This is a genomic window from Chitinophaga sp. SVR4-12A (assembly GCF_056754765.1).
Genome location: NZ_JBPGWP010000002.1, coordinates 408,456 through 433,776 on the forward strand (window position 1 = coordinate 408,456; position 25,321 = coordinate 433,776).

The 25,321-nt window shown below is 47.9% G+C and carries 29 protein-coding genes and 1 tRNA gene; 16 read left to right on the plus strand and 14 right to left on the minus strand.

The features are described 5' to 3' along the window. Nucleotides 1-12: 12 nt before the first annotated feature. Nucleotides 13-450 carry a response regulator gene (locus tag ACR9Y8_RS28025; protein ID WP_481216608.1) on the minus strand — a complete coding sequence of 146 codons (438 nt, stop codon included), beginning with the start codon at nucleotides 448-450 and terminating at the stop codon, nucleotides 13-15. Between the two features lie 57 nt (nucleotides 451-507). Here ACR9Y8_RS28025 and ACR9Y8_RS28030 point away from each other — a divergent pair, with 57 nt between their 5' ends. Both ACR9Y8_RS28030 and ACR9Y8_RS28035 read left to right on the plus strand, forming a co-directional pair. Next, entirely contained in the window at nucleotides 508-1,074 is a 567-nt protein-coding gene (locus ACR9Y8_RS28030) for an alpha/beta hydrolase (protein ID WP_481216609.1), read from the plus strand. Between the two features lie 112 nt (nucleotides 1,075-1,186). After that, a complete protein-coding gene (locus ACR9Y8_RS28035) occupies nucleotides 1,187-1,636 on the plus strand; it encodes an SRPBCC family protein (protein ID WP_481216610.1) in 450 nt (149 codons plus the stop codon). 80 nt (nucleotides 1,637-1,716) lie between these two features. Here ACR9Y8_RS28035 and ACR9Y8_RS28040 read toward each other — a convergent pair whose 3' ends face one another. The 3 genes from ACR9Y8_RS28040 to ACR9Y8_RS28050 all read right to left on the minus strand — a co-directional run bounded on the left by ACR9Y8_RS28040 (nucleotide 1,717) and on the right by ACR9Y8_RS28050 (nucleotide 4,798). Then, nucleotides 1,717-2,148: a cupin domain-containing protein gene (locus ACR9Y8_RS28040; RefSeq protein WP_481216611.1), complete on the minus strand. Its 432-nt coding sequence runs from the start codon at nucleotides 2,146-2,148 to the stop codon at nucleotides 1,717-1,719. Between the two features lie 222 nt (nucleotides 2,149-2,370). Continuing rightward, nucleotides 2,371-3,939 carry an FAD-dependent monooxygenase gene (locus ACR9Y8_RS28045; protein ID WP_481216612.1) on the minus strand — a complete coding sequence of 523 codons (1,569 nt, stop codon included), beginning with the start codon at nucleotides 3,937-3,939 and terminating at the stop codon, nucleotides 2,371-2,373. A gap of 40 nt (nucleotides 3,940-3,979) precedes the next feature. Further along, nucleotides 3,980-4,798: a helix-turn-helix domain-containing protein gene (locus ACR9Y8_RS28050; protein WP_481216613.1), complete on the minus strand. Its 819-nt coding sequence runs from the start codon at nucleotides 4,796-4,798 to the stop codon at nucleotides 3,980-3,982. 118 nt (nucleotides 4,799-4,916) lie between these two features. Here ACR9Y8_RS28050 and ACR9Y8_RS28055 point away from each other — a divergent pair, with 118 nt between their 5' ends. Beyond that, nucleotides 4,917-5,504 carry a Crp/Fnr family transcriptional regulator gene (locus tag ACR9Y8_RS28055; RefSeq protein ID WP_481216614.1) on the plus strand — a complete coding sequence of 196 codons (588 nt, stop codon included), beginning with the start codon at nucleotides 4,917-4,919 and terminating at the stop codon, nucleotides 5,502-5,504. Here ACR9Y8_RS28055 and ACR9Y8_RS28060 read toward each other — a convergent pair. Continuing rightward, complete coding sequence (locus tag ACR9Y8_RS28060) at nucleotides 5,494-6,078, minus strand: DUF308 domain-containing protein (RefSeq protein ID WP_481216615.1); 585 nt, start codon at nucleotides 6,076-6,078, stop codon at nucleotides 5,494-5,496. The genes ACR9Y8_RS28055 and ACR9Y8_RS28060 overlap by 11 nt on opposite strands. Nucleotides 6,079-6,177: 99 nt before the next feature. Continuing rightward, the gene (locus ACR9Y8_RS28065; protein WP_481216616.1) at nucleotides 6,178-7,698 is read right to left on the minus strand and encodes an MFS transporter; all 1,521 of its coding nucleotides are present in this window, start codon (nucleotides 7,696-7,698) and stop codon (nucleotides 6,178-6,180) included. 84 nt (nucleotides 7,699-7,782) lie between these two features. On the opposite strand from ACR9Y8_RS28065, the gene ACR9Y8_RS28070 reads away from it, so the two are divergent. The 5 genes from ACR9Y8_RS28070 (at nucleotide 7,783) to ACR9Y8_RS28090 (ending at nucleotide 11,750) form a co-directional block, all read left to right on the plus strand. Then, entirely contained in the window at nucleotides 7,783-8,631 is an 849-nt protein-coding gene (locus ACR9Y8_RS28070) for an AraC family transcriptional regulator (protein WP_481216617.1), read from the plus strand. A 96-nt stretch (nucleotides 8,632-8,727) separates the two neighbouring features. After that, nucleotides 8,728-10,008 carry a serine hydrolase domain-containing protein gene (locus ACR9Y8_RS28075; protein ID WP_481216618.1) on the plus strand — a complete coding sequence of 427 codons (1,281 nt, stop codon included), beginning with the start codon at nucleotides 8,728-8,730 and terminating at the stop codon, nucleotides 10,006-10,008. A 23-nt stretch (nucleotides 10,009-10,031) separates the two neighbouring features. Next, complete coding sequence (locus tag ACR9Y8_RS28080; protein WP_481216619.1) at nucleotides 10,032-10,670, plus strand: class I SAM-dependent methyltransferase; 639 nt, start codon at nucleotides 10,032-10,034, stop codon at nucleotides 10,668-10,670. Nucleotides 10,671-10,718: 48 nt separating this feature from the next. Beyond that, the gene (locus ACR9Y8_RS28085) at nucleotides 10,719-11,036 is read left to right on the plus strand and encodes an ABC transporter permease (RefSeq protein ID WP_481216620.1); all 318 of its coding nucleotides are present in this window, start codon (nucleotides 10,719-10,721) and stop codon (nucleotides 11,034-11,036) included. 21 nt (nucleotides 11,037-11,057) lie between these two features. Then, nucleotides 11,058-11,750 carry a hypothetical protein gene (locus ACR9Y8_RS28090; RefSeq protein ID WP_481216621.1) on the plus strand — a complete coding sequence of 231 codons (693 nt, stop codon included), beginning with the start codon at nucleotides 11,058-11,060 and terminating at the stop codon, nucleotides 11,748-11,750. A 61-nt stretch (nucleotides 11,751-11,811) separates the two neighbouring features. On the opposite strand, the gene ACR9Y8_RS28095 is transcribed toward ACR9Y8_RS28090, so the two are convergent. After that, nucleotides 11,812-14,496 (minus strand): ABC transporter permease, encoded by a 2,685-nt coding sequence (locus tag ACR9Y8_RS28095; RefSeq protein ID WP_481216622.1) that lies wholly within the window; start codon nucleotides 14,494-14,496, stop codon nucleotides 11,812-11,814. Further along, a complete protein-coding gene (locus ACR9Y8_RS28100; protein WP_481216623.1) occupies nucleotides 14,493-14,831 on the minus strand; it encodes a PadR family transcriptional regulator in 339 nt (112 codons plus the stop codon). The genes ACR9Y8_RS28095 and ACR9Y8_RS28100 overlap by 4 nt, the downstream gene beginning before the upstream one ends. 87 nt (nucleotides 14,832-14,918) lie before the next feature. Here ACR9Y8_RS28100 and ACR9Y8_RS28105 point away from each other — a divergent pair, with 87 nt between their 5' ends. Further along, nucleotides 14,919-15,740: a Crp/Fnr family transcriptional regulator gene (locus ACR9Y8_RS28105; protein WP_481216624.1), complete on the plus strand. Its 822-nt coding sequence runs from the start codon at nucleotides 14,919-14,921 to the stop codon at nucleotides 15,738-15,740. On the opposite strand, the gene ACR9Y8_RS28110 is transcribed toward ACR9Y8_RS28105, so the two are convergent. From ACR9Y8_RS28110 to ACR9Y8_RS28120, 3 genes are all read right to left on the minus strand, one after another. Next, nucleotides 15,737-16,609 (minus strand): helix-turn-helix domain-containing protein, encoded by an 873-nt coding sequence (locus ACR9Y8_RS28110; protein ID WP_481216625.1) that lies wholly within the window; start codon nucleotides 16,607-16,609, stop codon nucleotides 15,737-15,739. The two genes, ACR9Y8_RS28105 and ACR9Y8_RS28110, sit on opposite strands and share 4 nt — an antisense overlap. 84 nt (nucleotides 16,610-16,693) lie before the next feature. Next, nucleotides 16,694-17,611, minus strand: coding sequence for an NADP-dependent oxidoreductase (locus tag ACR9Y8_RS28115; protein ID WP_481216626.1), 918 nt, complete (start codon nucleotides 17,609-17,611; stop codon nucleotides 16,694-16,696). Nucleotides 17,612-17,747: 136 nt separating this feature from the next. Next, complete coding sequence (locus ACR9Y8_RS28120; protein ID WP_481216627.1) at nucleotides 17,748-18,173, minus strand: YybH family protein; 426 nt, start codon at nucleotides 18,171-18,173, stop codon at nucleotides 17,748-17,750. 227 nt (nucleotides 18,174-18,400) lie between these two features. On the opposite strand from ACR9Y8_RS28120, the gene ACR9Y8_RS28125 reads away from it, so the two are divergent. The 5 genes from ACR9Y8_RS28125 (at nucleotide 18,401) to ACR9Y8_RS28145 (ending at nucleotide 21,127) form a co-directional block, all read left to right on the plus strand. Continuing rightward, on the plus strand, nucleotides 18,401-18,952 hold the full coding sequence (locus ACR9Y8_RS28125; RefSeq protein WP_481216628.1) for a carboxymuconolactone decarboxylase family protein: 552 nt from the start codon (nucleotides 18,401-18,403) through the stop codon (nucleotides 18,950-18,952). Between the two features lie 11 nt (nucleotides 18,953-18,963). Next, nucleotides 18,964-19,434, plus strand: a complete 471-nt coding sequence (locus ACR9Y8_RS28130) for an OsmC family protein (protein ID WP_481216629.1) — start codon at nucleotides 18,964-18,966, stop codon at nucleotides 19,432-19,434. A 54-nt stretch (nucleotides 19,435-19,488) separates the two neighbouring features. Further along, nucleotides 19,489-19,842 carry a hypothetical protein gene (locus ACR9Y8_RS28135; RefSeq protein ID WP_481216630.1) on the plus strand — a complete coding sequence of 118 codons (354 nt, stop codon included), beginning with the start codon at nucleotides 19,489-19,491 and terminating at the stop codon, nucleotides 19,840-19,842. 10 nt (nucleotides 19,843-19,852) lie between these two features. Continuing rightward, nucleotides 19,853-20,146, plus strand: a complete 294-nt coding sequence (locus tag ACR9Y8_RS28140; RefSeq protein ID WP_481216631.1) for a GNAT family N-acetyltransferase — start codon at nucleotides 19,853-19,855, stop codon at nucleotides 20,144-20,146. Nucleotides 20,147-20,488: 342 nt separating this feature from the next. Next, complete coding sequence (locus ACR9Y8_RS28145) at nucleotides 20,489-21,127, plus strand: hypothetical protein (RefSeq protein ID WP_481216632.1); 639 nt, start codon at nucleotides 20,489-20,491, stop codon at nucleotides 21,125-21,127. 117 nt (nucleotides 21,128-21,244) lie between these two features. On the opposite strand, the gene ACR9Y8_RS28150 is transcribed toward ACR9Y8_RS28145, so the two are convergent. From ACR9Y8_RS28150 to ACR9Y8_RS28160, 3 genes are all read right to left on the minus strand, one after another. Beyond that, nucleotides 21,245-21,317: transfer RNA gene (locus tag ACR9Y8_RS28150), tRNA-Lys, on the minus strand. A 71-nt stretch (nucleotides 21,318-21,388) separates the two neighbouring features. Further along, nucleotides 21,389-22,183, minus strand: coding sequence for an MBL fold metallo-hydrolase (locus tag ACR9Y8_RS28155; RefSeq protein WP_481216633.1), 795 nt, complete (start codon nucleotides 22,181-22,183; stop codon nucleotides 21,389-21,391). Between the two features lie 24 nt (nucleotides 22,184-22,207). Beyond that, nucleotides 22,208-23,089, minus strand: coding sequence for a LysR substrate-binding domain-containing protein (locus ACR9Y8_RS28160; protein ID WP_481216634.1), 882 nt, complete (start codon nucleotides 23,087-23,089; stop codon nucleotides 22,208-22,210). 91 nt (nucleotides 23,090-23,180) lie between these two features. On the opposite strand from ACR9Y8_RS28160, the gene ACR9Y8_RS28165 reads away from it, so the two are divergent. Both ACR9Y8_RS28165 and ACR9Y8_RS28170 read left to right on the plus strand, forming a co-directional pair. Further along, entirely contained in the window at nucleotides 23,181-23,561 is a 381-nt protein-coding gene (locus ACR9Y8_RS28165; RefSeq protein WP_481216635.1) for a tautomerase family protein, read from the plus strand. A 216-nt stretch (nucleotides 23,562-23,777) separates the two neighbouring features. After that, nucleotides 23,778-25,289 (plus strand): S8 family peptidase, encoded by a 1,512-nt coding sequence (locus ACR9Y8_RS28170; RefSeq protein WP_481216636.1) that lies wholly within the window; start codon nucleotides 23,778-23,780, stop codon nucleotides 25,287-25,289. The last annotated feature ends 32 nt before the right edge of the window (nucleotides 25,290-25,321 follow it).

A 25,321-nucleotide genomic window follows, 5' to 3' on the forward strand; every position in this document is an offset into this window, starting at 1 on the left:
AATGTTGATCGCCTATGATAACACCACTGTTTCGAACCAGTACCTAAAAAATCTGTCAATCTTTTTCGTGATCTCATTTAGCGGGCCCGGCTTTTGAATAATCGAGCTGGCGCCCAGGGCGTAGCATTCCCGGGCAATTTTAGTGTCTTCTGCCTCTGATAGTATCACCACCGGTATATGCATGTAGTCAGGATGGGCTTTCAGCTGTTTCAATATTTGCCGGGCGTCACGGGGAGTAGCATACAGGTTCATTAATAGCAGGGCCGGGTAATCTGAGCCGGTTTCACTGCAGTGCGCCAGGTAGGAGAACAGGGTTTCGCTGTCGCCAACAAATTCAAGACGCGCTTTGTACTGCTGTTCCTCAAACACTTTACTGGTGATGGAACGATCATCGGGATCGTGTTCCAGCATAAGGATCAGGGGGACAGCCATAGTAGATATTGTACTCATAACGGAAATGACGATATTTGTTTCGGCAATAAATTTAGTTTATTGTACGGTTTTGTTATGAAAAAGCAGGTATTATTTATACAAGGCGGAGGCGATAATGGTTATGAAGCAGATGCAAAGCTGGTAGCCTCATTAACGGCTGCACTCGGAAACGGCTATGAAGTAAGCTATCCGCAACTGCAAAGTGATGAAAGCGTTTCAGATTTTGGATGGCCCCGCCAGATCGGCGAAGCAATTAATAATATGCAGGGAAACCCTATTTTGGTTGCTCACTCCTTAGGCGCCTCACTGCTGTTGAAGTACCTGTCGGAAACAACGATCACGAAAAAGATAAGCGGGATTTTTCTGCTGGCAACACCCTGGTGGAGTGGTGATGAAGACTGGGTAAAGGGCCTTAAATTACACCACGATTTTCCCGGCAAGCTGCCGGAGCATATTCCTATCTTCCTGTATCATAGCATGGATGATGAAGAGGCCCCGTTTGAACATCTCTCTTTGTATGCCAGGAAGCTGCCACAGGCAAGCGTTCATGTAATAGAAAAAGGTGGCCATCAGTTTAAAAATGACCTGGAATTTGTAGCGGAAAACATTAAGGAGCTGACAGACGATCTCCACATTAATTGAAGTTATCATGAAGAGGAAGCCTACGTCGCAAATAACCCTTTAAATGTCTTATGTGCCCTCTGTCAAAATTCGATCTTCTTAGCATCTTTGCTGTACACAAAAAATATATCTCATGTCAAACAACACTGTTTCGTTACACAGAATGCTTAAGACAACGCCGGAAAAAGTATATAGGGCATTTACGGAAGCCACCGCGATCGCTTCCTGGTTACCTCCTTATGGGTTCCTTTGCACCGTTCATGAAATGGATGTAAAAGTAGGCGGCACTCATAAGATGTCGTTCCAGAACTTTTCAACCGGTAACAGCCATTCATTCGGTGGAACATACCTGGAGCTCAAGCCTAATGAGCTGGTGAAATACACGGATAAATTCGATAATCCCAACCTGCCCGGAGAAATGACCACCACCATCTCGCTGCGAAAGACTATTGCAGGTACAGAAATAAAAATTACACAGGAAGGAATTCCTTCCGTTATACCTGTCGAAATGTGTTATTTAGGCTGGCAGGAATCGCTGGAGAAGCTGGCAAAGCTGGTAGAGCCGGAGATCCCGGATGCCTGATCAGGAAAGGTTTCCATCATGGATTTAAATACAGGCAAGGCATTGCTGCTACTACAAATGACTGCCTTGCCTGTATGATGTTACTTTTTAGCGGTTTCCGGAATGAGAACCGGGCTTCCCGTAGCGCCCACAAAGAAAACCACAAATTTAGCTTCCTTGGTTTTGCTCAGATTTCTTGTCTGGTTATGCAGGCCGCCTGGTTCTTCCCAGAAAACATCTCCTGCCTTGTAAACGTGTTTCTCTCCTTCAAAAGTAGATTCTATCTCGCCTTCCAATACATAGCCAATAGTTGCCCTTGGATGTCTGTGCGCTTTAGATACTTCACCTGGTGCATATCTTACCAGTACTACCTGGGCTTCTTCTTTCTGAAGGTTGGCGGGGAGCTCTTTTGTGAAAAGTACTTTAGGAGGATAAACGGTTACTTCCTTGCCAGCATGATCCTGGTGCTGGGCTTTCGTACTGAATGCAAATGCCGTGAGTAACACTGTAAAACTGAGTGCAAACTTTTTCATAATAATGAGTTTAATAATTATAGCCGCTTAAGGCCTAATATGTACCTGGTCAGGATACCAGGTATGGCCAAAATGTATGCCCGGACAAAAGGAAGCGCTGTAAGGGCAGGGTAGGGTACCGGCTTATTCCCTTGAAAAGAGCCGTAGTAAAAGGTTTCGAAGCATTTAAGACAACATGGTCTGCGCGACATTGTCCTGTTCTCTGTAAAGGACTTCCTCACGCTATATCGTAAAATCGCGAGCTTTCTCACTGATATTCGCGGAGCCAAACCAGCGGGTGGCAGCTTGCTGTAGTTTGCCTTGATCCGGGGCTTTATCAGCAAGCCAGGCGATCACGCCATCAGGGCGTATCAGTACGGCGTTTAAGCCTAATTGTTCTTTCGCCCGCCCCGGAACATACTTCATCCGGTCGCTATATTCATCCGCCAAAGCTTTCAGCGAAGCATTCCCCTCAAAATCAAGCAGGATCCCCTGGCCATCGTGCATCAGGTCACCGATGCTGCTACCGTCTTCGAGCTCGAAGTTGGGAACACTGTGGCCCAGCAGCGGATGATCATCGCCAAGATCGTAGTGGGTTTGAATACCCCATACCCGTCCGGCAATATAGGTGGCGCCATCACGCGTATCAATAAGGTCACGGATGATGGCATGCAGCGCGCGGGCATGTGGGTCTGGCTGCATGATGGCCACCTGGGCACGTGACCAGTCAAGCACTTGCGCACCAATAGGGTGCCGCTCAGTATGATAAGTGTCCAGCAAAGTTTCCGGCGCCTTCTTTTGGATGGTGGCGGCAAGCTTCCAGCCCAGGTTCATGGCATCGCCCAGTCCGAGGTTAAGGCCCTGGCCTCCCAAAGGTGAATGAATGTGAGCAGCATCGCCGGCTAAAAGTACTCGTCCCTTGCGGTAGGTAGTGGCCTGCCTCGCCCGGTCAGTCCACGTGGTGGCAACATGCAGGGCCGTGATGCTAACGTCTGTATCAGAGATGCGGCGTATGAGCCCCTGCATGTGTTCAAGCGTGACAGGTTGCTCTGCCTGGTGAAAGGCACCATCGTCAAAATCCTGGATGATCAGGTAATCCGGCTGCGATTGGAGATACATGCCTGTTGCCGTCACGTTCCGGCCTGGTTTGAGCTGCCCGGGGTCGGCAATGTCAACTTTGGCAGAGTAGCCCGTAAATGTGGGCTCCGTACCTGCGAATTCAAAACCACCCGCCTTGCGGACAACGCTGCGGGCGCCATCACAGCCCACCAGCCATTTAGCTGTAAAAGACTGGTCGCCTGACTGAACGCTCACCACCGCTGCCGTCTGATCAAAGCCAGTAAGCGGTAGCCCACGCCTGATGGTTACGCCCAGGTTTGCCGCGCGGCGGCTCAGCACCATTTCCAGCTCGCCTATTTCAGATAGTAGAACGGTGTCGGTGGAGCCCGGGAGGCGGTACTTCCACCGCGAGGTATCAATATTATCCGAATAAAATGGAATGCCGGCGAAGTGCCCCACCTGGCGACGGGCTGAGGGCGCTTGCTCATTAGGATGGCTGTGAGGGTTTTTAACGCGTTTGTGTAGCGTCAGTTCATCGAGCAGGCCACGACGGTACAGCGCTTCAATAGTCGGCGCAGAAAGTCCCCGCATGCCGAAAGGAAGCTGTTTTAAAGGCGAGTGCGGATCTGCTGCCTTCTCCAGTATGAGAACGGAGCATCCAGCCAGGGCCAGTTCACAGGCAAGGAATAAACCTACAGGGCCGGCCCCTGAAATGATCACATCGTAAATAGGATGATCTTGTGTTGCATTCATATAGCATGATTGAAACACAAAATTCAGGAATGCTCCTGCATCAGGCTTGTACAAACGCGACAAAATCGTTGTTGAGCGCCTGTTTTGCTTTCCTCGCTTTCCGGGCAAATGCGGCAGGGGTAGTGCCGCTGTAGCGCTTGAACTCCCTGCTTAGGTGGGATTGATCCGTGTAGCCCAGCTCATGGGCTAAGCCTGCAATATTGGATTCGGGGTAAAGGCCCAGTTGGTTGCGTACCTGCTCAAAGCGCATCAGGCTGGATACATCTTTAACGGTATGGCCGGAAGATTGTTTGAAGTTCCTTTCCAATGTACGGACAGTCGCATGAGCTGCCGTTGCTACTTCGCTTACCGGCAGGGTTCCCCTGGCTTTGCTCATAGCAACGCCCGCTTTGAATAGCATACTGTCAACAGCGATCTGTGATCGTGTTTGCAGAAAATACTGCCTTACTTCAGCGATGGCTTCCTCTATTTTACCGGTATGGATACACTTACTCAGGAGGGGCTGAAGCCCGGCTATAGGGTGCTCAAATACATGCACGCTGCCTTTACCGGGTGGTAGTCCGAGCAGATCGAACACGGTCCAGGGAAAGCATCTGATGCCGATGATCTCTAAACGGTCTTTTGTGTGAAAAACAACGGGCTGATTGAGCAGCCCCACCATAAACGGTGAGGGCAATGGCTGCAGGCTGCCATTAAGAACAACGCTACAGCCGCTGCCGAAATGAAAAATAATTTCCGCATAGCCATCAGGTAGTACCTGGAAACCGGCATCTTGTGCGCCGAAGTCTCCCCGGTTGTACCAAAAGCATTTTATAGTATCCCGCAGCGCTTCAGGAGCCTCAAATTCTTGGTGCAGCATATGGAAAGGTAGCGAGTTTCCGCTGGATTTTAACTTAAGTTAAAAACAGCCCGGGAATGATTACCGAAATTTACAGTGTTTTGTCTGCTATTTTTGTATCTATTAATACGTCGATCAAATGACTGATAAGAACGAGATCATATCCCGGCACCTGAAAAACTTTGCGGCATTGGCGGATGAAGATATTGCCGAAGGTCAGCCATTCTGGAAAGCAAGGAAAATCAGCAAAGGTGATTTCTTTAACATGCAGCGGATGGTTTGCAATGACCTTGGCCTGGTAGTGAAGGGGATTTTCCGGATCTATTATCATGATCCAAAGACGGAGGAAGATAAAAACCTTTTCTTTTTTTCGGAAAATCAATTCGTCGTTTCTTTCAGAAGCTTCATATCGCAAAGTCCCTGCTGGTACTTTATAGAAGCGATGGAGGACTCGGAAATCGTCTTCATTTCATATAGGGATCTCAACGCCCTGTATGAGGCCAATCCTAACTGGGCGAAATTCGGCCGTTTGCTGGCCGAATTGTTCTTTGCTTATGCGCAAAGCCGCACAGAAGAATTCATGTTCTTTTCGCATGAAGAGCGTTACCTGAGATTGCTGGAAGAGCATCCGAATATAGTAGACCGTATTCCCGCATACCATATCGCATCTTTTTTAGGCATTACAAATCCTTCGCTCAGCCGGATCAGGAAACGTATCAAGCGCTAAGCCGCTTAACCGTTTTTGACAAACGGAAAGCAGAAAGCAGGTAATAAAATGCACCAAAGGCAGCATAGCCGGCCAGGTTAGTGATGCCCATTGTAGGCGCATGCGCCAGCATGATAAAGGACACGCCTGCGATAACCGACTGCCCGCCACTGAGGATCATCGGCCACTGGCCGCCTAATAGCCTTCTGCGTTGTAAGCCCAAAAGCAGTTGAATGAAGCCGGTCAGGATGGCCCAGGCGCCGAAAACCATTAATGTTGCCGGCACACCTTTTTGTAAGGCCAGGCCAACGGCTACGGTAGTTACCATACTGATGGCAGCGTTGATGTATTGCGGTGTTTTGGATGGGCTGTTTTGATTAGCCCGGATATCCCAAAAGGTCCCGATCACATCCCATACCGGGTAGATGATGAGCAAAATACTGGTAACGCCCACGGATGTTTTCGTGAAAATGCTGAGAAGGATCACCCAGCTTACAGAAAATCCTGCACGAATGAAATAAAGCCTGCGTAATGATCTGGCAGTGTCAAGTGCCTGAACATCTATTGCTGCGTTAGCAGCTGCGTTTGATGTCATGATTTTAAATTTAAGTGTTTTGTGATGCCAAAGTTCTGCAGTTTTGTGCTGCGCATTTTTCACTTAAGTTAAAATCAGGCAGGAAAATCGCATATTTAACTAATCCGCTTTCTTCAGCGGATGAAAGATCAGGAAACTGATCAGCGCCAACACCGACACGCCCGCACCTCCGTATAAAAACACCCTGCCGAAGCCCTGTTCTAACGCTTTGCCGAAAATGTTTTGTTGCCGTACGCCCATTAATGTTTCTATGTTCAGGATCTGTTCAACTGTCAGGCTGCCGGCTACGAGCTGTTTGGAAAGTGCAAAGAGCTTGTCCGGACCCGCCACGGGGAGCGCATCCATCAGGTAAGAAAAAGTGCCCTGTACCAGCAGAAATCCCATCAGCGCAATGTTGATGGCCAGGGTGATCAGCCGGCTGCTAACGTCAATACCTGATGCCATTCCGGCACGGTCGCGCGGCACCGCAGCAGTAGCGGTGTTGGTGACGGGCGTATTGACCATACCCAGGCCGCTGCCAGCCAGTACACAACCTAGTAAAAGGACCATCCAACCCGTTTTGCCGCCTGCATACATGGTAAAGAAACCAGCTCCGATCAACAACAAGCCGAAGGGAATAACACGTCCGGCGCCGTATCGCAGCATGAGGCGCTCGCCCACAGGTGGAAATAGCAGGGTAGGGAGCGTATAGGCCAACAAACACATACCGGTGGTCAGCGTATCATAACGCAGCACTGCCTGGAAATACAATGGAAGAAAAACCATTAAAGGCCAGAAGGAGAAGTTCATTCCGATGCACCCCATGATTGCGCCGCTGAACCGTCGTACCCGGAACACCTTAAAATCGATCATGGGATATGACTGGCGGAGCTCCGCCCATATAAAAAGGATGATCAGCACCACGGCGGCCAGGAGAACAAGCAGGGAAAAGCTGCTGGTGAAGCCGTTTTCCGGCCCCTGTGTGATATAATAGGTGAGTGCGAACACGGCTGCAGACAGGAGCAGGATTCCTGTCAGATCCAGCTGGGCCGCATTGGGATCTCTTGATTCCGCTATCGATGGTATAGCAAGCACGATCGTTCCCAGCGCTAACGCTCCGTGTATGAGAAACACCCATCTCCAGTTGATCGTTTCGCTGATGATGCTGCCGATGATCGGCCCAAAGCCCAGACCAATGCCCGCTATAATGCCCCAGGCTGCAAACGCTTTACTCCGCTGCGGCCCATCCGGAAACTGGTGAGAAAGCAGGGCGATGGTACAAATGAACATGGCCCCGCCGGTCATGCCCTGGAAAAAACGGCTTGCTATCAGCAGTTCCGTGGTGCCGGCAATACCACAAATGATGGAAGTGATACCAAAACCAATAACGTTAGTGATAAACACCCGTTTACGCCCGAAACGGTCGGCCAGTGTGCCCGTGCCCATCAGCACCATGGTACAGGCGATCGTATAGGCGTTCATGATCCACTGCAGCTGGCTGAAATTACTGCCCAGGGCTTTTTCAAGCGTAGGTAGAATAACCGGCACACTGGTGATCTCCAGTCCGAACATCAGTGCCGCCAGGCAAATAGCTATCAATGCACGCCAGTTCGTCAATTGTCCTTGAGTTTGATATCGCATGGGTTTTCAAATGAGATCGCTAAATTATACCGGTATCTGACAAAAGGTCGGTACAAATTTTATAAAAAGGGGTACTTTTACAATATGGTAAGGTTAACGATGCATACACCGCTGGAGGTGGTCCGCCAGAAAATGGAAGCAGTATGTACAGTGGATTTTCAGAATAATTTCTTCCAGATCTGTATTGTAGTGAGCGGTCAGGGCTACCTGGGACTTGAATCGCATCGCACGGCATTCAAACCGGGAAGCGTGATACTGCTGACTCCTGACGATATACATCATTTTGAGCTGGAACAAGCTACCGAATTTCTGATGGTACGTTTCAGCAGCAGTTATGTCAGATCTTTCGAATGGGGAAAGATGAACCAGATGGAATGCATCCTGTACTATGCCCGTCATTTTACCGGGTGCATCATGAAAACGCCTGCCGATAATGTACTGGTACAATCTATTGCTACTTCGCTGTTGCATTCGCTGGAACATCCCGACCTTTACCAGGAGGATATCATAAAGCATTTCGTGAACGCGTTGATCGTTATTGCGGCCCGCAATATTGAAAAAGCGGGGCCACTGGCGTCGGAAAACACGGATAAAAAATTGCTGGATATTATTCATTACATCGAGGATCATATCTTTGATCCTGCCAAATTGAAGGCTGCAGCCATTGGGAAGGCTTTCGGTGTTTCTGCCGGCTATATCGGACAGTACTTCCAGCGGCGTTCGGGAGAGACCTTACAGCATTTTATTACGCAGTATAAATTGCGGCTGATTGAGCACCGCCTGAAGTTCAGTGATATGCGTGTGAACGAAATAGCAGTGGAGTTCGGCTTTACGGATGAAAGCCATTTGAATAAGTATTTTAAAAAGCAGAGGAATATGGCCCTGACGACATTCCGGAAACAACATGCGTCAAAGGCTGTGAAAATTGTCTAAGAGCAACTGCTTTTTAATTTTGACGAATGATCCCGACATTTCCCCAAAAATCATTACATTCAAACATCCGTTTTGAAAGACTAAACCGTTCCCCCCATGAAAAAAGCCATTCTTGTCTTGTTACTACCGGCGCTCTTTGTATTGAGTGCGTACCAGCTTTTGCAACAAAAAAATGCGCCCGCCGCTGTCATCAATGCCAGCGTTAAATCGCGTATAGATGCTACCTTAAAAAGCTTCATCGATTCCAACAAAACTGTTGGGCTATCCGCCCTGATCTTTGAAAAGGGAAAGGAAGTGTATTATCATGCCTATGGCCTTGCCGATCGTGAAGGCCATGTGCCGATGGACCGCAATACCATTGTGCGAATTTACTCCATGACTAAACCAATCACCGGTGTGGCGCTGATGACATTGTATGAAAAGGGCGCTTTTCAACTCGATGATCCCTTGTCGAAATATGCGCCTGAATTTGCAGATATGAAAGTATACAAGGGTGTGGATGCCAGCGGCAATTTCATATTGGAACCTGCCAAACGCCCCATTACAATTCGTGATATTACCCGTCATACCGCGGGCTTTGCTACAGACGACAATCCTGCTTTGGCTGCCGCCATACAAAAGGCGCAGCCAATGAATCCCGAAAACACTCTTCCTGAAATGGCGAAAAGGATCGCCGGCTTACCCCTGCAGTTTCATCCTGGTGATGAATGGGCTTATGGCGTTTCGGTAGACGTACAGGCTTACCTGGTAGAAAAGCTGTCCGGCAAACCATTCGATCAGTATCTGAAGGAAACCATTTTCGATCCGCTGAAAATGACCAATACCGGTTTTACGGTGCCCGAAAGCGATCAGAAACGGCTGGCAGCATTATACAACCGCAGCGACGATGGCACACTTACCCGCGTACCTGATGAACGCGCCAATTTTATGCATACTAAAGTGCATGCTTTAAAACCCGGTGGCTGGGGCCTGACCTCCACCCTCGATGATTACATGAAGTTTGCACAAATGCTGGTGAACAAAGGCCGTTTAGGCAATGTGCGTATACTAAAGCCGGAAACAGTGGAGCTGATGGCTACCAATCAGCTGCCGGATACCATTTCAAAGCGCAGCTGGCTGCCCGGTAAAGGTCGCGTAGGTTTTGGAATCGACTTTGCCGTACGTACACAGGCGCCCACCACTAAAGACGAGAACAATGGGGCAGTGGGCGAATTCTTTTGGGATGGCGCCGCCAGCACCTTATTCTGGGTAGACCCTGCCAATGACCTTACAGCGGTATTGTTCACACAGCTGATGCCCTTCGACAAAGTAAAGCTACATAAGCGCTTCCGCGATGCAGTGTATGGAGCGTATGAACCGAAGAACGGTGCAAAGTAATGGCATCTAATTGAACCCATCATATGAATTCACAGGAGAAAGTATTACACTGTTATAACCAGGTAGCCGACGACTATGCGGTGGAACGTTGGGATGAGCTCAACAAAAAACATATCGACCGCTTATTATTGAAGGAATTTGCATCTTCCAATAAAGACAAGGGACTGTGTGCCGACTTTGGCTGCGGCCCCGGGCAAACAACAAATTTTCTGTATAACAACGGCCTGAAAAACATCGTTGGTATTGATCTGTCGCCTGCGATGGTGAAGGTGGCCCGGAAACTTTCCCCTGAGATTAAATTCGAAACAGGTGACTTGCTCAACATCGCTTATCCGGCAGCACATCTTGGAAGCGCACTGGCATTCTACGCAATCGTGCATTTTAATATTGACCAGGTCAGGAAGTGTTTCGGGGAAATCAACAGGGTGTTGAAACCGGGAGGAGACTTTTTATTCTCTTTTCACGTAGGAGAGGAGATCGTGCATTTTGACAAAGCTCATGACAAAGAAGTGGATGTTGATTTGATTTTCTTTAAGACAGACGAGATAGTGGCTTTACTCTATGAAACGGGTTTTAATGTAATTGATGCCATAGAGCGGCGTCCAAATAAAGATATGGAATATCCCACTACGCGGGGCTATATCTGGACCGAAAAGAAATAATCACCCGCTAACACAAACCATCCATCGCTGGAAATTTCCACATTTGCATTGGCCAGTTTTACAACCGAAAGGCGAACCAAAGAAATCGGGGTCAGGAAAGTGCTGGGTGCTTCTGTCAGTGGTATAGTGCGGCTGCTGCTGGGTGAATTCCTGAAATTGGTATTGATCGCTGTCGTGATTGCCTGTCCGCTCGCCTGGTATGTTATGAAATACCGGCTTCAGAATTTTGCCTATAAGATCGACATGGAATTGTGGATGTTTGCGCTGGCGGGATTGGCCACTACGTTTATTGCACTGCTGACAGTAAGCTTCCAAAGTTTCAAAGCGGCTTGGGTGAATCCGGTGAAGAGCCTGAGATCAGAATAAATAACAGTAAACTGCAAATCCATGAGAAGAAACTTCATTTTTGTTGTTGCCTTCACCATTATTGCGGGAAGTGCAGCGATGGCTCAATCTGGTCAGCAAAAGATTCCCCTCAATACCTTGGATGGCATACTGCCCGTTAAAGCCCAGGTGTCAGTGGAGCAATACCTTGGCAAATCGAGTCTACGGGTAGTCGATACTGGTATGAGCGCAAATGGCGCGGAAGTAGCCCATGCCAGGATCAGGAATCTGCGTTTTCATAACGGCGCCATTGAGCTGGAGCTGGCAGCTAAACCGCTGCCGCAGGCAGGGGAATTAGCCCGCGGTTTTGTGGGCATCGCCTTCCGCATTGCAGACGATACATCCAGATTCGAGTGTATCTATCTACGTCCCACCAATGGTCGGGCCGAAGACCAGGTTCGTCGCAATCACTCAGTGCAGTACTATTCATATCCAGACTATCCCTGGTATCGGTCGCGGAAAGAAACGCCGGAGAAATATGAGTCATACGTGGACTTAGTAGCCGGCGAATGGACGAAGGTCCGGATCGAGGTGCAGGGCGATAAAGCGCGGTTGTACGTACACGGGGCTACCCAACCTACGTTAATCGTCAACGACCTGAAGCATGGTCCGGATCAGGAGGGAGCGATCGGGCTTTGGATCGGCTATGGCACTGATGCACATTTTGCGAATTTGATAGTCACTCCCAAAGACTAGCTCCGGAGAGAATTGAAATAAGGTTACTGAAATATGAAACTGTCATGTCCGGTGTTGTGCGCTATTCACTACGTAAGCTTTTTATCGGATTCGTTAGCGCGGCTTTGATACTCTGAAAACTCACCGTCAGCAAGGCAATACCGACCGCCAGCAATCCTGCCAGCGCAAAAATCCACCAGTCAATTGTAACCTTATAGGCAAATCCTTTCAGCCATTGATTCATACACCACCCCGCAATAGGGGAAGCCAGCACCAGCGCTAACAGAATAAGTTTGAGGAAGTCTTTGGAGAGCAAGGCCACGACACTGCTGACGGATGCGCCCAGCACTTTCCGTACGCCAATCTCTTTTGTACGCTGTTCGGCGGTGTAGGTAGTCAATCCAAACAACCCTAAACAGGCAATGAAGATAGTCAGGCTTGAAAAGAGCGTCAATACCTGTTCTATTTTTTGCTCATCGAGATAAACGTGCTCAAATCGATCATTTAAAAACGAATAGGAGAAAGGGGCTGCAGGTGAAAAAGACTCCCACTGCCGCTTCAGTGAAGCGAGCAACTGCGGAACTTTATCAGTACGGGTTTTGACCAGGATGTTACCTGAATTTCCGCCCAAAAACATGACTAAAGGCCCGATTTTCTGCCGCAGGGATTCGAAATGAAAGTCGCTTACAACACCAATGACCCGATAATATGTTTTTACACCATTATCATCAACGTGGCCGATCAGCTCTCTTCCGATCGGGTGCTGCTGCCAGCCTAAGGCCCGTACAGCCGTTTCATTCAGGATAACAGCAAAGGAATCGGCAGGGAAGCTTTTTGAAAAATTACGCCCCTGCACCAAACGCATTCCCAATGTAGGAATATATTCATCATCAACTTTGTAGAATCGGCTCATTACACTTTTAGAAGGGTTCTCTCTGGACATTACGGGGGTGTTATCGATGGCTGAATTTCCAACGGGTACTTGTCCTGAAATACTCCCCATGATGACTTGCGGAGATTGGATGATCTTATCCCGAAATACGGCTTCGTTATTGTGAAGCATCTGCGTATCATGAATAACCAGCACCTGTTCGCGGTTAAAGCCGATTTTCTGCGTTTGCATGTAACGTAGTTGCCGGTCTGCGGTAACAGTGGCAATAATCATCGAAATGGTGATAAAAAATTGAAACACCACCAGGCCACTTCGCAGGTTAAAGCTGTTGCGTCCGGTGGTAATCCGCCCTTTCAACACCAAAACTGGCTTAAATGAAGACAGGTAAAAGGCCGGATAACTGCCTGCCAACAACCCCACTAACACAGTACCAGCCACTAAACCGGCGATTACAAATCCGTTGGTCAATAATCGCAGCGTAAGGGTCTTGCCTGTCAGCTGATTAAAGAAGGGCAAAGCAAAGCCCACAACCAGTAATCCAACGAGCAATGCTGCAATCGCAAGCAAAACCGATTCAATCAGAAATTGTTGCTGCAATTGACCTTTTACAGATCCCAGCACTTTACGTACGCCTACCTCACGCGAACGCCGGGCTGCCGTGGCCGTCGACAGGTTCATAAAGTTCACACAGGCTATCAGCAACATAAAGGCAGCAATGGCGGTAAGTACGTATATGTATAGAATATTTCCCCCCGGGCTTAACTCCGTCCCACCGAAGGGAGAACGCAAATGAATATCGGTGAGTGGCTGGAGAAAGATACCGAAATCGTCACCCTTCTCACGGAACTGTTTCGGGCTGAGTTGCAGAAATTGTTGTAATTCATCGCCAACCTCTTTTTCAGCGAGCCGCGAAATTTTAACCTCCAGCTGTTTGTAATCGTATTTCTCGGGCAGCACCACGTAGGTGTAAAAGTTCATGTTATATGCCCATCCGATATGCTGCTCATCATAACCGGGTAACGAAGCCAGCACATTGAACCGAAAATGAGCGTTCGCCGGTACATTTCTCACCACGCCCGTAATCTGATAGGGCGTCTTTTCACTGCCAAATAATAAGACTTTCCCGACCGGGTCCTGGTTGCCAAAGTATTTCCGGGCAGTTTCCTCGGTTAATACCATGGTATTTGGTTCGGTCAGCGCCCGCTTCGGATCCCCTTTAACGAAGGAAATGGTGAATACATCAAAAAAAGTTGAGTCGGCAAACAGCAGATTATCTTCTTTAAATGAGCTTGTTCCGTAGCTGACAAACTCAGCCCCCTTCACGATGCGCGTTGTTTTTAATACTTCCGGAAATTTCCGTTGTAAGTCCCGGGCAACATTCGGGCCCGTTATGGGGCCACTAACGTCCTCACCGTTCAACCGCAGCTTGAATCCCACCCGGAAAATCCGATCTGCTTTCTCATTATAGCGATCATAGGATAATTCATCCCGCACATAAAGCGTGATCAGTATGCAGGTAGCCAATCCGATGGCTAAACCAACTATATTGATGCTGGTTGAAACTTTTTGCCGTTTCAGGTTTCGATACGCGATTTTCAGATAATTCCGAATCATGATGGATGTTAGGTTAGAAGTGGTCCGGCGCTCCGGTTGTTGATAATATTGTCTATTCGTTTTTCTTCTGCGCACAAACGGAGGCAGCACCGACACTACGTTCAGAATGTAACGCAGCGTGGCCTGGGTTTTGCCCGAACGTTTATACCAATACGTATATAGCTCATTTAAATCACCTTCTACCTCCTCCAACGTATTGTCAGGATGCAGTCGGGTGAGCAGCCATTGGGCCCAGCGGGGAGGTTGGACAGACGATTTCATATGCCACCAAGTCGAAGTATGTTAGGCGGTAACAACTGCCAGAGGTGCTGGCGGAGCTGCTGAATTTCCTGAAGTGCCTTGCTTCCTAACGCCGTAATCCGAAACAGCCGCTTACGTCGCCCTCCGCGTTCGGCCGTGGCTCCGCCCAGTTCGGAGCTCACAAACCCCTTCTCTTCCAGACGAATCAGCGTGTTATGCACCGTGCCGAACGTAACTATACGTCCCGTATGCGCTTCCAGTGCCTCGCTGATCGTAACACCGTAGCCCTCTCCGTCCAGAATAGCGACCATCAATAAAACGACTTCTTCAAATTCACCCAAATATGTCCGGCGCATAAGCTCGCATTATTAGTTTCTATTTTGTCGTACAAACCTGGTGCCAACTCGTTAAACAGGCCGTTTCTATCTGGAAACGGCCTGTTTATGCTCCATAACAAATTTGTGACTGTCCGCAAATGGACATTTTTTGTCCACCACCGGACAATGTCTTTATATGCGCTATCATCTTTCATCAGGGTTCGCTTTTTCCAGTTTATTGCAATACAATCTGTCATCTGCCCGATATGGATTTTACAACAGAATGTCCCTTTTGTCCATTTTCTGCACTTGCCATATCAGTTAATTTTACTTGAGCTATTCAGCTATTTGCAATTAATGTCCGAGAGAATATTTGAATGCTTTGAGAATTATATTAGAAACCATCGCTTATTTTCCGATAAAGAGATTGCCATTATTAAATCGTTGGCAATGCCCAACCAGCTTAAAAAGAAGCAATACTTATTACGTGAAGGAAGTGTGTGCAGGTTTCATACATTCGTATGCAGCGGATGTCTGCGGTCGTATAGGATCGACAACAAAGGCAACGAACATATCTTCAGCCTTTCGCCGGCCAATCACTGGGCAAGCGATCGTGTAAGCCTTGTAACCGGCGCACCTTCAAATGAATTTATCGATGCCTTGGAGGATAGTACTATTATGCAGCTTTCGTCAGATCACTTTAAAACACTTTTGAAAGAAATACCCAACCTAAATATATTAAACACTAAAATTATCATTGATGAATATAGGACAAACCGGGATAGGATATATATGATGCTCAGTCAGCAGGCAGAAGAAAGATACCGGCAATTTATCCGCTGTTTTCCGCAATTACATCATCGCCTTCCAATGTCTATGATCGCTTCTTATCTTGGCATAACAAGGGAAACACTGGCCAGGATACGCAGTAGTATGGCCGATCTCTAACGATTGCTCTCTACGCTCAATGATTTACGATACAACTCAGGAGACATAGTGGTTTGCGCTTTAAAAAACCGGCTGAAATAAGCCACATCCTGAAATCCAAGATCAAAGGCAATTTGTTTTATGGGCTTGTCACTTAAATATAATTCATGCTTAGCTTGCGTTATGATGCGCTCTGAGATCATGTCGCCAACGGTCTTTCCCAGATGTTGCTTAGCGGTGCGATTCAGCGTTTTGAGAGAAACGTTCAGCAATTTTGCATAGTCGGCCGGCCGGTGTTTGTGCTGAAAGTGCTGTTCCACTGCGTTAACCAGCTCCCGGACAGCGTAATGAGCTGCTGAGAGTTTCTCCGGGTGAATTACGCCTCTTTCCATCTTTATCCGGGAGGCATAGATCATAAATATCTTCACCCAGGAAATCGCAATATCATAACGGCCTAAGCTGTCCCTATTTAGTTCTAAAAGAAGGTGGTCCAGTGGGTATAGGAGCTGATCCATCTCCTCTTTACTGATTTTTATTAAAGGAGTCTCACCGATATTCTTAAACAGTACCTGCTTGCTTGTCAATTCCATATCATACTTATGATTCCAAAAAAAATCCGGATGGAACCGAAGTAATATTCCATCAAGTGGACCATCTGCCTCGATTTGAAAAGGTTGGTAAATTGGAAATCTGATTAAGCAATTTTCTGAGAAATCATACCTGGCAGCATCAAAGGTTAACCGGCCTTTTCCTTTCCTGATCAGGATTATTTTATAACAGTTAAAGCTTTTTAAACTTTTAAAATACTCGTCATCGGTAAACTGTATCAACCGAAACGCCAATACATTGGTTTGAGGATTTACCAGTTCTATTTTTAATTCCTTATTCATGAGCTGTTGCCATTGGGGAAGGCAGAAAAAATGGAGTATGTGCATCCCAAACTGAGTGTACATACTCCATCGAAGTCCAGATTTTTAAGGGCGAACGCGGATGACCGTCTTTCCGCTGACCCGCTTGGTCGAATTGAAGGTCGCAACCGCGTCGTTGAGAGAAGATATATTGCCGATGTGTGTCCGCAGACGTCCTTCGCGCAGCCGCTGTACGATCTCATTCAATTGGTTTGGATCCGCAACCACAACAAAGTCAATGGCCGATCCGTTGGCTGGCATGGCTTCGATCGGGCCTGCGATCGACACTATCGTTCCTCCGGGCCTGATCAGTCCCGCGGACTGATTGGCAATATCGCCGCCGAAGACATCAAAAACCAGATCGACTCCGGCGACATCCTGCAACGTTTCGTTTTCAAGGTCGAGGTACTCGTGTGCACCGAAATCGAGCGCCGCCTGGCGACCATGCGCGCGCCCTGTGCCGATAATGTAAGCACCGGCCGCACGTGCGAGTTGACTTGCCATTGAGCCTACCACGCCAGCCGCACCGTGTACAAGAACTGTTTGTCCCGCACGGAGGCGGCCATGATCGAATAGCCCCTGCCAGGCAGTCAGACCAGGCATTACGAGGGCCGCGCCATCTGTGAAGTCAACATCGGCCGGCAGCGGTGCAAGGTTACGTGCCTCGACGGCTACGTACTCTGCCAGCGTGCCGTCGCGGTACCAGTCCGTAAGGCCGAACACGCGTTGTCCTATGGACAGGCCCGTCGTTCCATAGCCAAGAGCGGTGACAATGCCAGCCAGCTCATGGCCTGGGATCGATGGTGTTCTATCTCTACCGGCGCGATCGATCCACGTCGAGGGCCATGACAGCTCATCTCCTGTTATTGCCGATGCATGCACCTCAACGATCACATCATTTATCGCTACTTCGGGCGCGGGCCGCTCCACAAGCCGCATCCCGGCATTTCCCGCAGCCTGGTCTGTCACTACTATTGCTTTCATAACACTGTTGTTTTCAACATAATTTAAATATTAAGTATCTAATGGACTTATTAATCTGCTGTAAAATTAGCGCCCGATCTGGCCGATTTGATAGGCCAATTTCAAAATACTGAGGGGTCCAGCAGACCTGCATACGTCAGACTGGCCGTCGCACCGCTGTCCCTTGATTATTGTCGATGATGTACCGCCAGAACCCATCCGCACCACGGCGCGCAATATCACATGCCGACCCTCCAAGGTGCACGTCTTTGCCGTCAGGGCCCTTGCCATCAATCGACCAATCCACGACAATCTGTGCGGTATCGCCGGCAACGAACACATGGCGCACATTGGTTACCAGCGGCAGACCAAGCTTGATATCGCGTTCGATGATTGCAGCGATCTCCGCGTGATCAGTGATCGTTCGCCCATCGGTGGCAATGAACACGGCATCCGGGGCGTACATGGCCATTTGGTTGCGAACGTCACCGGAATGAAATCGTTTAACCAGCGAGGGAATGATGTCTTCCGGCGTAGTAGGAAGCGGAAAGGAGCCGGACATCTGTTGAGTTTCTGATTTCATCTGTTTAGTTTTTAACGTTATTTAAAGTGACATAGAAAGATCGTTTGCAAAGGACGCACGGAGTTTTCTTTTTTTATTTGATATATGTCACAAAGACCAGAAAAATTAATGCTATAGATATAAGAACGATTTTATTCTGTGATATATGTCACTTTAAATGCCCCGGCCATTTTCAACTTTTGTGAAAAGGACAAACAATCATACCTGTTTAATCAATAGCATATTTTATGAATCAGTTTGTAGTGTCTACTGAGCAAGATATCTCAGACAAGAACAAAAGGATTTTTGGGGAACTAAGGGACCTGTTCGGGATAGTTCCCAACATCTTTGCCGCTTTTGCAAGCAGCGAGAATGGTCTTGAGAACTATTTTAAATACTTAACGCAAAAAAGTTCGCTAAGCGTTTGTGAGCGTGAAACAGTGAACCTGGTAGTTAGCCAGGTGAACCAATGCCCATATTGCCTGAGTTTTCACACTGTCATAGCCGGCCGTATCGGTTTCACGAATGATGAGATCCTGGACATACGCGCGAATAATATTCGTTTTGACAGGAAGCTAAGAGCCTTAGCTGCAATGGCGCATAACATTACGCTTACCAACGGAAAAATAGTAGGCGACATTCTCGAGGACTTTTATGAAGCAGGGTATGACCAGGGGCACCTGGTGGATGTGGTACTCGCTGTTGGTAATATCTGGACACTGAACCTATTATATGCAATCACCAATGTACCGATCGATTGGCCCAAAGTAAATGTAGAAATGATTAATAAACCATTTTGAAACCGAATATCATGATCCGTAAAAAACAAACCTTGCGTCTCTTCCCAAAAGATATTACCGGGGACCTGGTAAAAGGCCGCCAGGAGGTCATCATCAACTGGAGGGCTGGCCTGATGGTGTTGGATGAACCGTCGTTTAACGGTGGTAAGGACATCGGACCCGATCCGTTTACAACTGTACTGTCGGGATTGATCGGATGTACCTTGACCACTTTGCGTATGTATATCAAAAGAAAAGGATGGGATATTACGGACATACATTGTTCAGTAAACATGCTGCAGGAGCTTGAACCTTTCAAGACCTCGATCTTCAGAACAGTTTCGTTTGGCCAGCCGGTGACGGATGAGCAAAAGGAAAGGCTGCTCTGGGTAGCGAAAAACTGCCCGGTTGCTAAATTGTTACAAGGTGAGATCGTGATAGACACCTATCTGTCCGATGATGCTGCGGTACCTGCAGGCACAGGTAACTACCCACCATTGTAATAAGGATCTACTCAAATATTTTAGACAAGTATTATTCACATCAAAAAATAGAAAATGAAAGAGCATCTTGAAGAGCTATCATACGCAAAGAATGAAATGATAACAGGTGGCCAAATCATTGCGGCCGCGGAAAAGTATTTCGCACCCCATGTCAAAACTATCGACTTTGACGGCACTGTAACAGAAGGAAAACCAGCAACGCTGAAGAAATTAAATGAATTTGTCGGCGCCATTCAAAATGTGAACGAAATTACGCTTCACCGATCTGTATCATATGACAACGCTTCTTTTTCTGAATACATTTTCAGTTTTGAAATGAAAGACGGGAGCAATATATATTGGCACGAGATCATTCGCTCAATATGGGAAAATGGCCAAATCGTGAAAGAGCAATATTTCAAGGGATAGTAAATATAGCATGGAAAAGATCGAAATACATGAAGGTGAAAGGGGAATCTCCTTTTTCTCACTGATCCTGGATGGCCAGGAAGTGGGAAGAATGATGGTCAACATTACTCCAGGTATATTAAACGCAGGACATACAGGTGTTAGCCTTACGCAACGCAGAAAAGGATACGGAAGAAAGTTAATAAATGCGGTAGTCGATCATGCACGTGAAAACAATTTGAAAATAATACCACAATGCGGGTTTGTGTCTATGATGTTTAATAAATATCCTGAGATTTATGGAGATATCCGGGCTACGATGTAAGTGAAGCAATCAGTAGTTTCGAGTGATTTAGTTTTGTCGCCCTTAAAACAGGAAGGCCGCGTAAGTCATTTGATTTACGCGGCTTTAATAGTGTTAAATCTTCTTGTTGTGATCCCCGTGTTATGTCCTCTATCATAACGGCTAGTGTTGGCCCAGCCGCTAATTTTCCGGCATTGATAACAGCTGTAGTAATTATACTACTTCGAATTAGTAATATCGTGACGTGCAATTTTTGTAAAGAGAACGATATTTGAATCCTGAATATGCCTCCGCAGGTTCAAAATTTTGAAATAACCATTATTATCCTCTTACCATTATGATACATTATAAAAACCTATTCTCATGAACAAAACCTTAGAACAATTAACCCCTAGTCCAGTGTTTGCAGATCCTATTCAGGCGGAGACGCCTGAACCCTGGCAATGGGATGTACTCGCAAAAGCTTTTCTATACGATCCTGTTCTGAACTTTTGGATCGGTGAAAAAACAACTGAAGCCGTGTTGCAGGATTTTTTTGAAGCAGTTGTCAGGGATACGTTCAGTTCAGGTGGTGCATTATACAGTAGCCCCGATCGCAAGATTGTTTTGGTTTGGACGAGGCACGGGTACGGGCTTGAAGAACCGGGAGAATGGAAAAAAAGGTGGTATAATGTACTGGACCCGGAAGGAGTGAAGCGTTATTATTGGCTTTATGAGATGGGGGATGTGGAACTTGATCCGGCTAAGCGTAAAATAAGTATGCTTCCCGATTACCTGGCAGCCTTACCTGAGGCGCGTGGAAGCGGTTATGCCATACATCTTGCCAGATGGACGATTAAGCATTATGAAAATTTAGGTTACGAAGTGCCGTATTGCCTGGCTAGTACAAGAAGAAACGCAACCTTGTATGCACGGTATTTAGGTTTCCAGGCACACAAGGAGGTGCTATTGGAAGGATATAATGAGGCGGCTGTTTTTATGAAACTGAATAGAGATAGATAAGCGTAAGCAGGCATTTTATTACCTCCAAACGCTGATAAGATTTCAACTAAGATCAAATATTCCGATAACACAAAAAAGCCTTCAAATCTAATGATTTGAAGGCTTAATCTTTTTCCGTGATCCCGCTGGGACTCGAACCCAGGACCCATACATTAAAAGTGTATTGCTCTACCAACTGAGCTACGGAATCATTCCCGTTTTTCGTTTTCGGGAGTGCAAAGATAGCAAATAATTTTTTTCTTCCAAATAATATTGAAAAAATTAAAACAAAGTCAGTGGCGTTACAACACTGCCACCTATCACATACACCGCCGTTTCCGCCGTCCGGCCCGCTATTACCACTTCCACACCACAAGCATGCTCCGTAAAAAGCGCGTGCACAAGATCCGGGTGATTATTCTCCGCAGACAAATGCGACAGCAGCAAATGGCTCATAAACGGCGGACGGTAAGCTTTAAACAGCTCCAGCGCCTGGCGGTTGGATAAATGCCCTTTACCACCCCGGATCCGGTTTTTCAGATACCAGGGATACCGGCCATTCTCCAGCAGCTGTTCATCATAATTCGACTCGAGGAAAGCAGCATGACACAGCTGGAAATGCTGGATCACATGCTCACAGGGGATGCCGATATCCGTGAATACACCAATATTCACCTGTCCGTTGCCGACAATAAAGCTATGCGGTTCCGAAGCGTCATGATGTTTGGGAAAAGCCGTTACGCTCAAATGCCCGATCTGTACCGGCTCATAAGCGCTGAAAGACACGACCTGTTCTGCATGCAGCGGCAAACCGCCGCTGCGCAGGGTAGCATCCGTAATATATACCGGTAGTTTATATTTTTTCGCAATGACCGGGATCCCTTTAATATGATCCGTATGCTCGTGGGAAACAAAGATGGCTTTTACCCGGAGCATGGACAGTCCCAGGCGCCTCATTCGTTTCTCCGTCTCCCTGCAGGAGATCCCTGCATCAATCAGCACCGCTTCCCTGTCATTTCCGATGTAATAACAATTGCCGTTGCTCCCTGAATTTAATGATGTAATGGATAGTGACATGTCAATTGCAAAGAAACCGTTTTTTTATTTTTTCCGGAGATTATTGATCTGTTCTTTTATCGTGCTCACCAAAATATCTGTGAGGCGTGTAAGGGCAGGAGAGGGGGCTTGCTTCCGCTGCAGCAGGAACAGGTGGAACACCGGCAGGGCGGGTAGCCCCGCACTGGCGGGCAATATCCTGCAGCCGGCGGGTACGCCTATTTCCGTGCGCAGCGTAATGCCCAATCCTGCCTGCGCGGCGGCCCAGAGGCCCGCGAGACTCGGGCTGGTCAGCACAACCCGCCAGGGACGCTGCACCTGTTCCAGGGCATCCAGGCCTGCCTGTCGTACAATACAGGGCGCTTCAAACATGAGGAGGGGAAGGGGCTGTTGCTGATGTACAAGCGGTGCATGTCCTCCTATCCAGCGCAGCGGCAGCTTCCCGATGGGAATAGCCTCCGGCGGCAGCTGTAGGCCCATGCTCACGATCACATCGAGCTTGCCGCTTTGCCATTGTTGTTGCAGCACGGCCTGCCGGTCTATTATGATCGTAATCTGTACATCCGGGTACACGGCGGCAAAGCGCGCCAGTATCACCGGCAGCTCGCTTTCGGCAAAGTCTGCAGGTAACCCAAGGCTCACCTGACCTTCCAGCCGAGTGTCATGCAAGGCTTGTACTGCCCGGTCGTTAACCTCCAGTAACTGCCGTGCATAACCCAGTAACAGTTCGCCGGTAGGGGTCAGCTGCCATCCACGGCCCTGTTTAAGGAATAAAGGCCGGCCCGTCATTTCTTCCAGCCTTTGCATCTGCAGGCTTACTGCGGATTGCGAGCGTGCTACCCGGTCTGCCGCCTTCGCAAAGCTATCCATATCCACTGCCAGTACAAAAGTGCGAAGCAGGTCCAGGTCCATCAGGTCACCCGTCATAGTTTAATTTTATTAAAGTATGAGATGAGATGTTTCAATATCGCAAATGTATTGAATTGAAATAATTTTGCGCAGACTAAACAATAAAAATATGCCCTTCGTAAAGATCAATCTCGCACAGCACCTGAATGATAGTACAAAGAAAGATATCTCCCTGGCCATACATGAAAGCCTGATGGAACACTTCAACATTCCGCCGGATGATTACTTCCAGGTGATACATGAGATACGCGCAGCAGACCTGCTATATCCGCAGACTTACCTGAACGTCCCTCATTCAAGTAATATGTTGTATATCGAGATCACCGCCAGGTACGGACGTACAGTTGAAATGAAGAAAGCGCTCTATCGCGCTATCGCAGAGCGGATCGCAGCACGCACACCTGTCTCTGTGAACGATGTGTTCATCGTACTCACAGAAGTAGCGGCAGAGAACTGGTCCATGGGACAGGGCCTTGCACAAATGGCATAAACAAATTGTTGACCGGCTGTAATACGCGCTGCTCCTGGCATGCGCGTATTAACTTTTTTATGAACCCCTGCGATTCCTTTGCTTATTTCAAATAAATTAAGTACATTCAATCACCCTATAGGTATCTGTCAGAAAATTTATCAATCAACGTATAGCAAGCATTCTGTTAATTTCCCAGTTTTCGATCTTCTTAATTAATCATTAAAAAGAGTCTTTATGAGAAAAAATCCACTATTGCCCCTCTTACCCGTTATGTTGCTGATCTTCGCAGCCTCTTGTAAGAAAGACCTGAACGTAATTAACGGGTCACTAAACAAAGACACCAAACAACAAGACCGCGGTTTCATCGTCATTGCAAAAGAAGGCGTTCAGCTGTCAGGCATCGAAGAAGGCCTGAAAGCGATCGGCGCAAAAAAGTTTTCAATAAAGAACGCGAATCAGCAGCTAGGCCTGATAAGCGTGCAAACCCCAGACCCCTCATTTCCTGAAAAGGCCAGGAAGATCGAAGGTGTTCAGTCCGTGGCAATAGACCTTGTAATGAACTGGCGCCTGCCCGAAAAAATCTACAAGTCTGGTGAATATTATAAAGCAGGTGCGGCTGCTAACCCGGGCAAGCCCAAGACAGTAAAGAATATTCCTATCCCCGGTAACCCGCTCTCTTTCCTGCAATGGAACCTGCGTTCGGTAAAAGCGCCAGAGGCCTGGGCTAAAGGCTATAAGGGTAATGGCGCTACGGTGGCCGTATTAGACGGTGGTTTCCTGCTCAATGATCCTGAGATCTCTCCCAACATCATCGGCTCACATAGCTTTATTGAAGGCGAAGAAGTACAGTATCACGGCGAGGAAGGTTTCAGCCACGGCACCCACGTTGCCGGCACTATTGCCGCGCTGGACGATCAGTTTGGCGTGGTAGGCGTTGCCCCTCAAACCAAGCTGTTACTGGTGAAAGTATTGTCAGATGCAGGTACCGGTCCCTGGAGCGGTATCATTGATGGCATCTTCTATGCAGTAAGCCACAGGGCCAATGTAATTAACATGAGCCTTGGCGGAGAGCTGCCCCGTAGAACCTTTATAGACGATAACGGTACTCCCAACGATCCGTCCGACGATTATACCGTAGAGTATGATCGTGATGTGAGAGACCTCGTGCTCGCACTGAACAGGGCTACGCTTTGGGCCACCATCAATGGCGTAACGGTGATTGCCGCCGCTGGTAACGACGCATACGACTATGATCATGAAAAACGCTTCATCACTTATCCAGCCGCCTGTCTCGGCGTATTATGTATTGCTTCCAATGGCCCGCTGGGCTGGGGCCTCAACCAGGACACTTCCCTGTATGTGCCTTCCTACACCTTCAGCAACCATGGCAGGAACTTTGTTTCCTACGGCGCTCCGGGTGGCAACTATAGTATTCCGCTCAACACGACGATCGTAAACGTAGGCGGCATTGTCCGACCCGAGTACGTATTTGACTTTGTATTCAACATCGGTGGGTGGGACGAATTCTCGGGATCATTCTTCTATGTATGGTCCGTAGGTACCAGTATGGCTGCGCCGCACGCCAGCGCCACCGCTGCTTTGATCTATAGTAAATACAAACGCCTGGCTAACCCGCTGCTGGTAGAGCTGATCTTAAGAAGAAGCTCTACAGACCTCGGTGCACCCGGCAGGGATACCTACTTCGGTAACGGGCAGATCAATGCTGCCAAAGCAGTTAGCTACTAACAGGAAAGCTTGCAATAACGTTGTGTAAATTT

Excerpts from the sequence above, each read along its gene's own strand:
- ACR9Y8_RS28045 (WP_481216612.1), bottom strand. The coding sequence starts at position 3,939 with ATGAATGCAACACAAGATCATCCTATTTACGATGTGATCATTTCAGGG.
- ACR9Y8_RS28155 (WP_481216633.1), bottom strand. The coding sequence starts at position 22,183 with ATGTCACTATCCATTACATCATTAAATTCAGGGAGCAACGGCAATTGT.
- ACR9Y8_RS28160 (WP_481216634.1), bottom strand. The coding sequence starts at position 23,089 with ATGACGGGTGACCTGATGGACCTGGACCTGCTTCGCACTTTTGTACTG.
- ACR9Y8_RS28075 (WP_481216618.1), top strand. The coding sequence starts at position 8,728 with ATGAAAAAAGCCATTCTTGTCTTGTTACTACCGGCGCTCTTTGTATTG.
- ACR9Y8_RS28070 (WP_481216617.1), top strand. The coding sequence starts at position 7,783 with ATGGTAAGGTTAACGATGCATACACCGCTGGAGGTGGTCCGCCAGAAA.
- ACR9Y8_RS28115 (WP_481216626.1), bottom strand. The coding sequence starts at position 17,611 with ATGAAAGCAATAGTAGTGACAGACCAGGCTGCGGGAAATGCCGGGATG.
- ACR9Y8_RS28110 (WP_481216625.1), bottom strand. The coding sequence starts at position 16,609 with ATGAATAAGGAATTAAAAATAGAACTGGTAAATCCTCAAACCAATGTA.
- ACR9Y8_RS28025 (WP_481216608.1), bottom strand. The coding sequence starts at position 450 with ATGAGTACAATATCTACTATGGCTGTCCCCCTGATCCTTATGCTGGAA.
- ACR9Y8_RS28125 (WP_481216628.1), top strand. The coding sequence starts at position 18,401 with ATGAATCAGTTTGTAGTGTCTACTGAGCAAGATATCTCAGACAAGAAC.
- ACR9Y8_RS28135 (WP_481216630.1), top strand. The coding sequence starts at position 19,489 with ATGAAAGAGCATCTTGAAGAGCTATCATACGCAAAGAATGAAATGATA.
- ACR9Y8_RS28035 (WP_481216610.1), top strand. The coding sequence starts at position 1,187 with ATGTCAAACAACACTGTTTCGTTACACAGAATGCTTAAGACAACGCCG.
- ACR9Y8_RS28145 (WP_481216632.1), top strand. The coding sequence starts at position 20,489 with ATGAACAAAACCTTAGAACAATTAACCCCTAGTCCAGTGTTTGCAGAT.
- ACR9Y8_RS28080 (WP_481216619.1), top strand. The coding sequence starts at position 10,032 with ATGAATTCACAGGAGAAAGTATTACACTGTTATAACCAGGTAGCCGAC.
- ACR9Y8_RS28165 (WP_481216635.1), top strand. The coding sequence starts at position 23,181 with ATGCCCTTCGTAAAGATCAATCTCGCACAGCACCTGAATGATAGTACA.
- ACR9Y8_RS28105 (WP_481216624.1), top strand. The coding sequence starts at position 14,919 with ATGCTCCATAACAAATTTGTGACTGTCCGCAAATGGACATTTTTTGTC.
- ACR9Y8_RS28100 (WP_481216623.1), bottom strand. The coding sequence starts at position 14,831 with ATGCGCCGGACATATTTGGGTGAATTTGAAGAAGTCGTTTTATTGATG.
- ACR9Y8_RS28060 (WP_481216615.1), bottom strand. The coding sequence starts at position 6,078 with ATGACATCAAACGCAGCTGCTAACGCAGCAATAGATGTTCAGGCACTT.
- ACR9Y8_RS28030 (WP_481216609.1), top strand. The coding sequence starts at position 508 with ATGAAAAAGCAGGTATTATTTATACAAGGCGGAGGCGATAATGGTTAT.
- ACR9Y8_RS28170 (WP_481216636.1), top strand. The coding sequence starts at position 23,778 with ATGAGAAAAAATCCACTATTGCCCCTCTTACCCGTTATGTTGCTGATC.
- ACR9Y8_RS28130 (WP_481216629.1), top strand. The coding sequence starts at position 18,964 with ATGATCCGTAAAAAACAAACCTTGCGTCTCTTCCCAAAAGATATTACC.
- ACR9Y8_RS28120 (WP_481216627.1), bottom strand. The coding sequence starts at position 18,173 with ATGAAATCAGAAACTCAACAGATGTCCGGCTCCTTTCCGCTTCCTACT.
- ACR9Y8_RS28040 (WP_481216611.1), bottom strand. The coding sequence starts at position 2,148 with ATGAAAAAGTTTGCACTCAGTTTTACAGTGTTACTCACGGCATTTGCA.
- ACR9Y8_RS28050 (WP_481216613.1), bottom strand. The coding sequence starts at position 4,798 with ATGCTGCACCAAGAATTTGAGGCTCCTGAAGCGCTGCGGGATACTATA.
- ACR9Y8_RS28090 (WP_481216621.1), top strand. The coding sequence starts at position 11,058 with ATGAGAAGAAACTTCATTTTTGTTGTTGCCTTCACCATTATTGCGGGA.
- ACR9Y8_RS28095 (WP_481216622.1), bottom strand. The coding sequence starts at position 14,496 with ATGAAATCGTCTGTCCAACCTCCCCGCTGGGCCCAATGGCTGCTCACC.
- ACR9Y8_RS28055 (WP_481216614.1), top strand. The coding sequence starts at position 4,917 with ATGACTGATAAGAACGAGATCATATCCCGGCACCTGAAAAACTTTGCG.
- ACR9Y8_RS28065 (WP_481216616.1), bottom strand. The coding sequence starts at position 7,698 with ATGCGATATCAAACTCAAGGACAATTGACGAACTGGCGTGCATTGATA.
- ACR9Y8_RS28140 (WP_481216631.1), top strand. The coding sequence starts at position 19,853 with ATGGAAAAGATCGAAATACATGAAGGTGAAAGGGGAATCTCCTTTTTC.